Genomic DNA, 12823 nt, shown 5'->3' with positions numbered 1-12823 from the left:
ATCATAGTTGAATGTTTACAGTCTTATAAATTTTATCGCCACATTCTGTCAGATAGCATTCAACCTTGATCGCGTAAGGGACATTAAACGCAGTGGTCGCAAAGTACTCTTCTTTTAAAGTTGCTTTCAAGCTATTTTCTCCGAATGAATACCACTCAGTCCAACTGCCCCCGGATGTTTGCTGAATCTGATACCTCCATTCATTTTTGACTGAAGCATCTGCATCGTTTAATTCAAAGGTAATCTCTGGATTACCGTTATTATTGTTACATGAATTACCACTCTCTGTATTACTGCTAACATCATACATATATGGACCACAAATACTATTAGGTGCACTATCGATTGTGATTTGCTTGGTTACTTCATTTATCATTGAATACTCTCTATTCCTGATGCTTAAAGTCACTGTATAGGTCCCATTACTGGTGTATGTATTCGATGCTTCGCCATTGGTAGTTGAGGTGTAGGTATTACCATCTCCAAAATCCCACTCATAAGTTGTATTTCCATAAAATCCCCTCCACCCAAAAGCATCAAAATTAATAGCTCTGTTCCTATATAAGCAACTCTCAACTTCAATCTCGGACGAAAGATCATCAGATTCAGATACGGTATATGATCGGTATTTATTAATTATATTGTTATTGTGATCTCTCACAACAGCTAATTGATTCTTATTATCATATTCATAACTGGTGGAGCGTCCATCTGTAGGCGTAACTGTACTTACACCAATGAGCGGCTCGTATGTGTAGCTAGTTGATCTTTGATTTGTACCGTAACCGGCATCAATTGATTCGGTGATCAAATACCCATTCACATCATAGGTATAGTCAGTTTCTACTTGCGCAAGTTCATCCCTAACGGTACTTATTAAGCCATTTGCACCATAGGTATATGTATTGGTAAGTGTGAGATCACTTTTACTCCATGAAGACAATGGTTCACTAGTTTCTCTCAAAGAGAAGGTCTGATATGGCAGATCAAATGATTCTTGCTCACTATATGTTGTAAGGCTTATACCTGAGTATTTATATGTTCCAGAACTATAAGATGGCAGATTAATCTGATCTAAGACTAATACAGGAACACTTTTTACCCACGAGGTGCTTAATGAAGCAAGAATAAGTCTCTCACCATAACTATATTCAGTATCAATTGGAGGTATGGAGGTGTCAAATGGATAGTAAAACGTCTTTTTAGAGTTATATTTTAGTGTGGTCGGAAAGTTTTGAACACTTTCTATTTCTCGAGCAATAGTCTTATAAGAAGAAATGTATGTATAATTCGTTTGAATCTCCCTTTTTCTAATGCCACCTTCGTATTCTATAGATACAGTATTGTCTAACCTGTAGTATTTCGGATATATTTGATAACGTCCTATTAAGTACCAAAAAACATCATCATCCGGATCTGTTTCACTATTATCATCGTCATAAGCCCAAAAGTTCACAGAGTTGTTTGTAATAGGAAGACCATCAGAAACCTCCGAATATGAATAACTAACCTGACTTGTTTTTACATTATCTGTCCCATAATTCTCTGTTCTATATAATTCACCTCGCCTGAAACTATTCAAAGTGTGGGCAGTAAAAGGAGGCTTGTTATCATAATTACTTGTATAATAATCATCATACACCTGTCCATTTCCTGATTCAATCATATAGCAATACTTATAGGAAGGACTGGCTGGATAATTAGTAGCTGTTTTATAATAGTTGATGCTGTACAATCCTGTCATCATATCCTCAACACGAACCTGTCCATATCCACCAAGTGAGCCATTTAAATCTAGATGCAAGGACAAGGCATGCGAATTAGCGAAAGGATGAAGATTATCATCGTTTGTATATTCTTTGGTCACGGAGTTTCTATCACCTATGCCATCATCACCCACCCCTTGCTTTGATATGTATTGAATAAGTTCCCTTGCTGAAGGGATAGAATAGGTATATTGAATATCTGAAACTTTCGTGTTATCCGGATTTTTAACGGTAACGCGTTCGATTCGTACCCCTCCATTTTCACTATTATATCCATATGCAAACTCTGTAAACCCTCCGGTTGGATATGTAACTTTTGTTAAAATATTAGCCTGGCTATATTCATTGGGTTCGCGATCCATTCCAGAAAGGCCTGGAGAAGTACTCGATGCGTGTCTTACATAGGTAGAGCCCATGGCTGCATTTGCATTATTGTATCCCCAGTGATCGTAGTAATAGCAATGACGTGGCGGTAGTTCGTAATTGTCATATCCGCCGGTAAAGTCTTTATCGTTTCGGTAATCAAAAGATCGAACTTGTATATCATTTATATACACAGCATCTAGCTTGAGCCTGTAAAAATATTCGTTTGGATTAGCCACACTATTTGTCTCTTTGAAATAAGAGTCAGATGAATCAAAGTAGCTTTGATCGAAACGAATCTCATTCACAATCGTCCCATTGTGATCATTAATGGATATTTGGTCAAGTCTTCGACCTCTTTTAAAGTCTTGTCTGTCATTCTCGTACTTAAATGAAACTGAACCTTTTGGAAAGGTGATTGAAGTGAGATACTTAGTAAAATTTGAACTCAATGACTCATAGGTATTTACATCCCCATGCAAGCTGTAATTTGGGCTAGGACCATTTAATCTCGAAGCGCTGGTAAAGCTTTCCATTTGAGTGAGAAAGCCGGTGAATTCTGAGCCAGGTAACTCATCATAGGTATACTCAATTCCCTTAGTTGTGGGCTGATTTACAAACTCAATTTTTGTCAATAACCATGTACCAGTATATTGTTTATCACCAAATGCAGTAAATCCTATTCCTTCGTCTACGTTCATTCCGGTGACAGAAGTAGATTTTTCTCTTGAGGCATCTGAGGTACCAAAATAATACTTTGTGCCTTGAGTGTCGGTGATTGTAAAAGAGTTTGAACTGAATGAAATCGATAAGTCGGAGCTTGGCAAGGTTTTAAATTCATTGGTGCCTGTTTTGATGAATTTACCAGAACCACCAGGGAAATTGAAGAAGAACAAATCCTTTTCAAAATCGATGGTTTCATCATCGTCAACCATTGCACCTCTAATATTGCTTTCATTGATGCTGGTTGTGTAGTTTGCTGTAAGATCATCATTGTGGCGGATGACCCTGGTAATAGCCCCTCCACCATACAGATTCCAACCAAGACCAACCGGACCAGAAACATCGTTTACCTTGATGCCCTGGGTGGTATATAGGAGGTAAATGGGCACTTTAGCCCCGTTATTAGCCTCTACAGTATAAAGTGGCACTTGAACAGATGCTACCCCATTGTAGAGATTAACAGGTACATTCACATCCTGAACCATGTGCTGAGACTCTGGTGAGGAAATAATTTGTGCTTTAGTGTATATGGCAAAAGTTGCCAAAACAATGGTGAGTAGTTTTTTCATTTCTTTGAATCTTGTTGTTTCCTTCTCTTTCACTCTCTCAAAGTCACTCCAAGGACTTGAGATTTGGTTTGTCTTATTTTGCGTTTTATTTCTTTCTTTTATTGCACGAGCTACAAGCTCGCGCTAGCCGAGGGGTTAACTCTTTTCTCCCTCAGAGTTACTCGCAGAGAACTCTGAGGCTTTTGTGCTTGCTATGTGTTTTTCTATTATCAATTCTCTTTTCTTTATTTCTCAGAGTCCTTTCCTCCCTTCTTCCAAACCCCAAGTGACACTGAGGGGGGGTAACTCAGAGTCCTTTCCCTTCCTTCTTTTCAAACCCCAAGTGACTCTGAGGGGGGTTATTCTGTTAGTTGTAAATATTGTTGGGGCTAATCAAAATATTTGTTCCTAAAAAATAATTACCAATACATTCTCTTGACCGTGGATGCTCCAATGCATCATTCAGCCTTGCCCCAATAGATACCAAACTATCAACCGCTTCTATTTCAGCCGAATTGCAATCTTCAACATTAAGTGATTCAATCAATGATTTATTCGCTTGGTAAGATGAGTCTAAAGGAAGCAGCGCATCATAATAATAACTCTCATAAAGCAAGAATTTATTGTTTTTGTCAATCAAATAATTCTTTCCAGAGAATATTATTGTATCTCCCTTTTGGCTCCATGAACCTACATTGTAGGGCTTTATTCCACTGTGAGTATGTCTGAATTTAAGTTTTTTATTTGCCCTAAGTACAAATACAAAAGAGCCTTCCTCTTTAGCTGAATAAAAATATTTATCATCCTTCTGAGGGGGAACGAGATAAATACAAAGTAAGAATTGAAATATTATTGATTTAACCATCTGTCTGTTATTGGGTGCGCTCCATAATTTCCCCATTCCCACGGATAAACTGAATACCCACCAATTCTATCATAATATTTGTGAAGACCTTTATCAAATAGTGATCTAAAGAATGCATTTCCAGAGAATCGAGTTTGCTGAACATGGACTCCTTCATGGAATCTCGTTTTTGCCCATTCGCCAGCATCAGCAAATTTTCCAAACCTTGCTTTATCTCCAAATGATCCACCCCATACACTTTTATCCCCATTCAAAATACTTACGCCTGATGGTGTAGTGATCCCCAATGTATGTTTATTATCCACCATTCTCCTTAACTCTTTATTCCAAAATGTTTTACCAATTTTACCATTCTTCCTGTATCGTTCAAAGATGCTTTTTTCTTGAAAGTAAGGATTCATATTATCTACATCAAACTTTAGACTTGCATCTCCTTGAATAACATCATACAATCCCTTACCAAAATCTATTCCATAAGCGATGTTATTCACATGATCTAAGGGGTTAGTTGAAAATTCACCATTCCTAAAAGGAAGTGTTAATGGTCCTACTCCTACATTAAGATGTGCATTCCAGTCATCACCAACTGCCAAGTTTCCAATAGCAGAAACTGCTGTTGTTGAAAGTGCCTCATAACCTAACTTAGCTACTCCGCCCCCAAACCCTTTTAGATCCCCAAGAGCCCCAGCTCCTGCAATCGAACTTAATTCTCCAAGTCCAGCTGTTACAGCTCCTCTTATTGCTCCCTTGCCGACTGCTGTTCCAAAATCCCCCAGATTCCAATTGTTCAGTCCCCCTGGACTCATTGCTACATTAACCGTGTACATAGCTCCCTGAATTGCAGCCGTTGTGGCCGCAGCTTTTGCAAGGAATGCTACGAAAGGAAGGAAAGCAAGCTCACCATTAGGGTCAACATGCATATGTGGGCTGTTGCCCATAGCCATGTAAGGGCTAGAATATTGCCTCGCAGGATCCATTGCAAAAAACCTGCCCAGCACTGGATCGTAGCTTCTGCTCAGGAAGTCGTAATATCCAGTTATACTATCCAGCTCACTAAATGAACTCTGATACAATAATCCGGGATCGATGTAGCCTGGTGCTCTCCATGAGTTGGATGTTGGAAGGCCAAACGGGTAGTAATCGTTTACCTGGGTTACTTTAAAGGATGATGTGGCTGAAGCATGCGTGATTTTGAGATCATCAAAGAATACATCCTTGTTCTGATTACTTTCATTCACGATATACACAAACAGGTAGCCAGACTCATTGGAACCAAACTCGATGGTTGGTGCTTCTAGTTTAGCAAACTTGCCATTGGAGGCATTGCTTACCGCTATGAATCCGGATCTGTTAGCGACATAGTTGTAGTTGTTATCAAAGAACAAATACTGTAGGTATGCTTCCGGCTGCCCGGAGGTATTTCCACTATACACACCCGGTGATCCTGCGCTCAGCGCGTTGTTTAGGCTACTGGAAGCGCTTTCAGCACCTGTACCGGCACTGGCTCCCCCAAACGCCGAACTAATCACAGAAACAATATCTGTAATGGAACTATTATTCCATCCGCCATCGGTGTATTTGGCCCATGCCTCCAGGTCAACTTCGTCTCCAGGAGCTATAGCTAATACCCTTGCTGGGCCAACTTCCCGACCCGATAGGGTCCCATTAAGGGCTACACTCTCGTTCCCCAGTGGCGTATGATTCTGCGCAGTGGATCGGATGTTTGATGGGAAAGCAAACTCACTTTCTTCGTAGCTGGATTTTTCATTTTCCATGGTTGCCACGTAAACGTTACGCTCCGGCAAGTTTCCAAACGCCACCCGATTGTTAGCCTGGTGATCCGTAATGAAATATTCATAATGGAATTCTCCATTTTGTTGGTAAGCACGACCTTCATCCGTAAATACCTGATTGATTTCGTTATCTAAGTATTCAACGAGACCGACATAGTCAACTTTGGCAACCGTATTATCATCCGAATCAATCAAAGATTTTGAAAGTCTATTTCCCAACACATCGTAGGAATAAACCATTTTCTCTCCATTATAGAATTCGATTTCAGTTATAAGTTGATCATCGTTGTAAATGATGTTGATTATTTCTTTGTTTAGGTCTTCATACATCTGACCTTCTTCATTGTACTTGTATTCAATACTGGATTCAATGCCATCCTTAAAACCTCGATCATCGTTGGTGAGGTCATTTACACTTTTAAGCTGATTTGAATTTGCGTAGTAATCATAATCCAGGTTATCGATCAAACTTCCATCTTCCTTACGGGTGAGTACATCAAGGTTGCCATTTTCATCATAGGTAGCAGTAGCCGCAAAGTGATTGGCACTTGAACTATATGAAGATCCATTATGAGTTCCGAAGGTGGTATTGGATAACCAATTTCTGTTATTGTAATTATAGCCTGATGCAGTTCGCTGTATGGAATTATCAACATTGTTGGTTGCGTTCCACTCGAAAGCAGTCAGCAGGCCATCGTATCTTCCAGTTGTATTCTGTCCAGCGATGCTGACTGGAGAAGTATACCTGAGATTTGCACCGAATAAGTCATTGGTATCGTCGTTGGTGGTGCCATCATTGGTTAAGGTCACATTGTTGATACTTTCCATCCATCCACGGATGTTGTACCGGTAATCCACTGATTGAAGAAATGTATTTCCACCATCTGTTGAATGAAGGTTCTTTTCTACTAATTGACCTAGCAGGTTATATTGATAATCTGCTACGAGTGTTCTGGTTCCACCATTAATGGTTTGATAGGTTCTATTCAATGCTCCATTGTGTTCGTATTCGTATTCACTTAATAAAGTCAGATTTTCATAACCCGAATGATCCAGATGAGTCTTTTGAAGCTCGCCTTCCCAATCTAACTGGTTACTCAAAATATCTAGACCACCTACGTGGTTCTCTGATTTTACCTGGATGACTCGACTGTAGTCGTCGTAGTATACGATGGAATTGAGCCATTGATTGGTGCCAGAAATTCTGACTTTACTTCCTGTTTTAAGGTCAAGGACATTATTGGTTTTTGATCCACTAATTTCAGTAGGCAAAGAAAAACTGAAGTTATGTCCATCTGTATCCCACCAAGCACTGCCTTCGAAAGAATAATCGTCATAATAGTAGACCGCTTCAATATAATTAGTTGAAGTTTCACCTGTCATAATTGGAAAAGTGTAATACCCAGAATATCCTGTATTCAAATTGCCTGGGCTCGACCTTTCTTCATAATATTTACTACCGCTATAAGATGATTGTGATTCTAATTCAGCTATGGAAAGAGTAGATACGTACTTTCCAGCCATTATGACACGATTTAAGACATCATATTTATAAAACGTCCACGGAGTTGTGTCAGAAATCTTATTTCTTTTAAGCCTTAGGCGTCCACCAATATCGTAAACGTACTCTGTCCAAACAGAACCGGGGGCTTTCTCACGGATTAAATCTCCTCTATCGTTGTACTGGTATTGAAAACACAAGCCATTAATTTGATCATTAGTTAATACTCCTAATGTGCTGCCAGCAGTTATGGCTGATGTAATAGTTGGTGGAATTACATAAATCAGACGTCCGAAATCATCATAGACGTTATATGAACCTATCCATTTCCCACTCCCCTGGTCATAAACTTGAGACGTAATTTGAAGTCCTCTAAGGTCTGTTACAATTCTTGTTTTTTGGTTCTGTGAGTTTGTTACCTCAACAATTGTAAGCTCATTTATAGCATAATTATTCGAGTTGGTTGTGCCATCAAACTCTGCTATGGGTCCATCGGTAGTTGGATTATAGTACTTAAAAGCAAAAGATTGACTTTTGGAATTTGCATGCCACTCATTCCCGGGACCAGTAGAAGTAGCTACTCTGCCACGCTCATCATAAGTTTGAGTACTATAATACTTCGTGTCATTTGGTAATTTATTCGTACCATCATAAAAATCATCTAATTGATTGATCGAATTAGCAACGTAAGTACCTCCTATACCATTATTATATGCATAGGGTAAGTATGATTCGTCTTTTCGTCCAGTTGCAATATCATATGCATGATGATTGACTATGTCCTCATAGTCATTCCCAGCTCTAACAATGACATCCTGTAAAGGTCTTCCAGTACCATCTACATATGAATAACTAGTGTTTTTACTGTCTATGTCCGAAGTAACAAACGAATCGTACGATGTAACTGGATTTCTTGCAGATTGAGCTTGTGCAAAATTTTCGTCTGTTGAGGGAGGAGCCTCGGTGTTATATGGCTTGATTACAATCGTACCATTGGAACTGCTTATGGTGGTACTACCGCCTCCTGATGGTGGAGAAATAGTAACTGTACCCGTAAAGTAATAGTTGTTGGTTGTGCTACCAGAAATATCTGCACTTACTGTAGCATTGTGAACATATTTGTTCGATTGACTTGATGCAAAAAGTGCAATCAGTGAAAACAATCCAAAGATTGACAACCTCACGGTTGTGGTGAGTGAGTGATTCATATGGTTAGGTTCTTTGAATGGATACAGCGACACACGCTATTTACCATTCATCATTTGCTAAAATATATTTATTACTAAAAAATCCACTTAGTTATCTTTCATTTTTTTCATCAATGCCTCTATCATCTTTCCCTGCTCAATCAGCTGTTGGCTGTTGGCCGTTAGCTGTTGGCGTAGAGCTGTATTCTCTTTATTTACTTCAATAAGGTGCAACGTCAGCTCTTCAATTTTCTTCAGTAATAACATGTTCATCTCCCCTAGCTGCACGCCATTCGCTTCCATTTCTTTGGCAGAAGGGATTTCTGGAAGATGTTTGTTTGATTGGATGTAGGCTTCTGTTTCTTCGAGCGTGCGAAGGTTGTAGGTGGGTTCGAATACATAGTCTGGCCAATTAGTAGCTTCTACTTTCACTTCTTTGGAACGGATGGTGCCTGCAACTTCTAGTTTGTGAGAGGGTGAGGTTGTGCCTATGCCGACAGAACCCTCAACATAAACATCCAATGAATTGAATCGTACTTTTGTGGTTTCTCCTACCGGTAAAAAGTAAAATTCTGAAGGGTTTGGAGCAAATGATAGGCCATTTCCATTGCGGTCGACTTGAAGTTGATTGTTCCATGAACCATCAGAAATATGAAGGCTCTTTAAAGGATTTGTAATACCAATCCCGACATTGCCAGCAAACCATCCATTACCATATCGATCAGATAGCATCGCAACCTGCCCACTATTGTACCCATTAAAGAACACAGCATCTTTTGTTGGGTCGTAATCGAACCCTCGCGCTTCAGAAAAACGAATTTGATTTCCTTTTATAGTAGTAGTACCCTTAAGTGATACATTGCCTCCCGCATCGACGGAAATATCCGCTTGAGAAAGCCCGCTACTTATTGGAAGCTGACCACTATTTGTGCCCGCTCCAAATCCATATTCATAAGTTTCAGGATCAAAAAAGAAATCAACAAACCTCGTGTCTGATCCATCATTAGTTTTTCCTTGAACTCTAAGTCCACTTAGTCCGCCATGAGCAGTCGAAGCAAAACGTGTAATTACACCGGAAGAGGAACTATAAACATTGAGTTGTTCAGAAGGACTATTAGTCCCAATTCCTACATTGCCACCATTGAAATAAGTATCTCCATTTGAATGAAACTGAGCCTTTACAGATTGATCATCATGAAATAATTGAAAATATTGACCTGATCCCCCACCGTATAAGTACGCAATTTTTTTATCAGTTCCACCATTACTTTCTCTAGACCAAGTATATCCTGCTCCCCACCTTCTTCCATGAAATTTTAGATATGTAGACCCACCAGGATCAGAGCTTAGTATTTTAAAACTAGAACCTGATCCATTTTTACCTAATGTAAGATCGATGCTTTCTGTACCGTCAGTTGATCCATAAAAATCACCAACTTCTTGACCCAAAACGATAGTGGATATAATAGAGAATAATGTAAATAATGCAGCCTTATTCATGATTTAGCAATTTTTTTAACTTCTTATTTTCCTCTTCTAGCTTTGCTTGCCCCTTCTTCAACTCAATAACATAGAGCGTCAGCTCCTCTATCTTTTTCAGAAGCAGCATATTCATCTCACCTAGCTGTACGCCACTGGCTTCCATTTCTTTGGCAGAAGGAATCTCAGGGAGGTGTTTGTTTGATTGAATGTAGGCTTCTGTTTCCTCGAGGGTACGGAGGTTGTAGGTGGGTTCGAAGACATAGTCTGGGCCGGGAACGGAGAGGTCAACTTTCACTTCTTCAGCATGGACGGTCCCTTTGACGGTAAGTTTTTCGTCTGGGTTTGTGGTGCCTATGCCTACATTGCCATTATCTCGAATTACCATCTTTTCAGTGGGGGTTGATGATCCTGAAGTAGTAGTAAAAAAAGATAAATCTGTCGCAGATTGCCCAGTAGACCAATTTCCAGCTGAGACACCCCTTATTTCAGCCCCCACTTGTTCTCCGCCATCCGCTCCACTAAATAAAACAGCTCCTAATTTATTTCCCGAGGATATTGTAACATCATCGCGATGTAGATATAAAATACCGGGTGCAGTACCAGCACCATGAGACATGATGCCAATACTTGATAAATAAGGTGTTGATTGATATGTATTATTTAAGTTGGCTCCAACCGTGAAATTAAAAGATGGCATGGTTGTTCCAACGCCTACATTACCGTCAGAGTTAGAAATACTGATCGCTTGTCTATAGGCTGTGGTGCCCAAGGTTAAATTCACGTTTCCGCCAGCTCTTACTCGAGCCTCCTTGGCATCAACACCATCTCCGACATATCCAAGATAAACACCGCCACCATTGGCATTATGATTAAAGGCTCCTAATAAGTACTCTGTATTATTCAATGCATCACCTCTTTCAACTTCTAAGCGATAATTCGGAGAGGTAGTACCTATTCCCAAATTACCACTAGTGTAAGTTATTTGACCAGAGGTATTTAAATTCCATTCTTCCTGAGAATGTGCCTTTAAACTGCCTAAAACCAGAATGATTATCAAGAATTTTTTCATTGTTTTTCTAGTTTTTCGATTCGTTTAGCCAATTCAGTAATTGCGCTAGAATGAGACTCTTTCAACCCTCTAATTTCTTTTTCTTTTTCAATGAGATGCAGCGTTAGCTCCTCAATTTTCTTCTCTAACTCACCCTGCTTCGCTTCCCTCTCTTTCAAAAGAGAGGGATATGGCTCAAGCTGAGAGATTCGTTTCTCCTGAGCGATTGCATGTAAGGTTAACTCCTCAATCTTCTTTAGCAGCAGCATATTCATCTCTCCAAGCTGCACGCCATTGGCTTCCATTTCCTTGGCAGAAGGGATCTCCGGAAGGTGTTTGTTGGTTTGGATGTAGGCTTCTGTTTCCTCGAGGGTACGGAGGTTGTAGGTGGGTTCGAAGACATAGTCTGGGCCAGTGCCCGCAGCTACTTCGACTTTTACTTCTCTTGAATATATGGTTCCTGCTACTTCTAGCTTTTCAGTGGGGTTGGTGGTGCCTATGCCGAGATTGCCGTTTGCAGTTAAGGTCATTTTTCGATTCCCATAAGAATCCCAAGCAAACAACGGTCTATTATTAGCTGGGCCATTGGCGATCCTTGAATCAAAGACAGTGATAGGTTGCGAACCTGCATCATTAGAAGCACTTATCGCCCCAGTTAAGTGGAGTGCCTGTCTATTATCAGTATCATGGTAGCCGTAAATGCTGGGTATAAATTGACCACTTGCATTTGTGGCATTAATTATTTTTAAATAGTCACTATTTGAATCACTGATTTTCCATCTTTGAATATCTTCCGATCCACTTATTGATTCTTCTAGTAGATCTAATTTAAAGATTGGTGTAGTTGTGCCTATACCAACTTTTCCTGAATTAGAATTTAGTATCACATCACTATCGCGTTGGACAACTAAAGGCATTTTACCAACCGTTTGAGTATAAACATAAAAATCGCCCTCACTTATGTCATAATTAGAATTGTCTGCATGAGCTACTCCAACCCTAATTTGTTCATTACTAGAGGGTGTTTCGAAACGTATCTCAGGCCATTCAGCGGATGATATTTTCAAATATTTACGTGATGAGAGGCTTCCAATTCTTGCATCACCATTTACATCAAGTAGTTTAGTGGGTGAAGAAGTACCAATGCCGACCTTTCCATCTCTCTTTATTCTCATTTTTGGAGTTCCCCAAACTATATTGTCACCAGCACCAGTAGAATTTGGAGATATTAAAAAATCCATTGTACCTCCGTTTCCATAAAACATTATTGCACCTGCTCCTGAAGTGTTAGAACCAACATTGTTTGCATATTTCGTATTTCCAGTTGCTCCTAAACTTCCATTAACCATATTTTGACTTGCATGGGAATTGAATAATATTGCATGACTCCCACTCCAAGTACGTGTTGTGAATTGAATATTTGTGTTATACTGAAATCCTAGATTCACTCCATAAGAAGAACTGCCTACAGGTCTAGCACCATCAAAATCTTGAGCTGCAATGAAATAACCAATGAAAAGAAGTAGCAAAGTAAGAGTTGGTTTCAT

General features: G+C 39.6%; 6 protein-coding genes. All 6 read right to left on the bottom strand.

Annotation, left to right across the window (positions count from 1 at the left end; translation table 11 throughout):
• Position 1: 1 nt before the first annotated feature.
• Entirely contained in the window at positions 2-3421 is a 3420-nt protein-coding gene (locus ACOMC3_RS06960; RefSeq protein ID WP_420318814.1) for an RHS repeat domain-containing protein, read from the bottom strand.
• A gap of 346 nt (positions 3422-3767) precedes the next feature.
• On the bottom strand, positions 3768-4265 hold the full coding sequence (locus ACOMC3_RS06955; protein ID WP_420318813.1) for a hypothetical protein: 498 nt from the start codon (positions 4263-4265) through the stop codon (positions 3768-3770).
• Positions 4250-8767 carry a DUF6443 domain-containing protein gene (locus ACOMC3_RS06950; protein WP_420318812.1) on the bottom strand — a complete coding sequence of 1506 codons (4518 nt, stop codon included), beginning with the start codon at positions 8765-8767 and terminating at the stop codon, positions 4250-4252. The genes ACOMC3_RS06955 and ACOMC3_RS06950 overlap by 16 nt, the downstream gene beginning before the upstream one ends.
• Before the next feature lie 87 nt (positions 8768-8854).
• On the bottom strand, positions 8855-10246 hold the full coding sequence (locus tag ACOMC3_RS06945; protein WP_420318811.1) for a hypothetical protein: 1392 nt from the start codon (positions 10244-10246) through the stop codon (positions 8855-8857).
• Positions 10239-11297 carry a hypothetical protein gene (locus ACOMC3_RS06940; protein ID WP_420318810.1) on the bottom strand — a complete coding sequence of 353 codons (1059 nt, stop codon included), beginning with the start codon at positions 11295-11297 and terminating at the stop codon, positions 10239-10241. The genes ACOMC3_RS06945 and ACOMC3_RS06940 overlap by 8 nt, the downstream gene beginning before the upstream one ends.
• The gene (locus ACOMC3_RS06935) at positions 11294-12823 is read right to left on the bottom strand and encodes a hypothetical protein (protein WP_420318809.1); all 1530 of its coding nucleotides are present in this window, start codon (positions 12821-12823) and stop codon (positions 11294-11296) included. The genes ACOMC3_RS06940 and ACOMC3_RS06935 overlap by 4 nt, the downstream gene beginning before the upstream one ends.

The sequence above is a fragment of the Ekhidna sp. genome (assembly GCF_965212185.1).
In the GTDB taxonomy this organism is placed as follows: domain Bacteria; phylum Bacteroidota; class Bacteroidia; order Cytophagales; family Cyclobacteriaceae; genus Ekhidna.
This window is presented reverse-complemented; position numbering and strand designations above follow the sequence as displayed.

Bases quoted from the DNA above. Each gene is read 5' to 3' on its own strand.
- ACOMC3_RS06960 (WP_420318814.1), bottom strand. From the start codon at position 3,421: ATGAAAAAACTACTCACCATTGTTTTGGCAACTTTTGCCATATACACT.
- ACOMC3_RS06955 (WP_420318813.1), bottom strand. From the start codon at position 4,265: ATGGTTAAATCAATAATATTTCAATTCTTACTTTGTATTTATCTCGTT.
- ACOMC3_RS06950 (WP_420318812.1), bottom strand. From the start codon at position 8,767: ATGAATCACTCACTCACCACAACCGTGAGGTTGTCAATCTTTGGATTG.
- ACOMC3_RS06945 (WP_420318811.1), bottom strand. From the start codon at position 10,246: ATGAATAAGGCTGCATTATTTACATTATTCTCTATTATATCCACTATC.
- ACOMC3_RS06940 (WP_420318810.1), bottom strand. From the start codon at position 11,297: ATGAAAAAATTCTTGATAATCATTCTGGTTTTAGGCAGTTTAAAGGCA.
- ACOMC3_RS06935 (WP_420318809.1), bottom strand. From the start codon at position 12,823: ATGAAACCAACTCTTACTTTGCTACTTCTTTTCATTGGTTATTTCATT.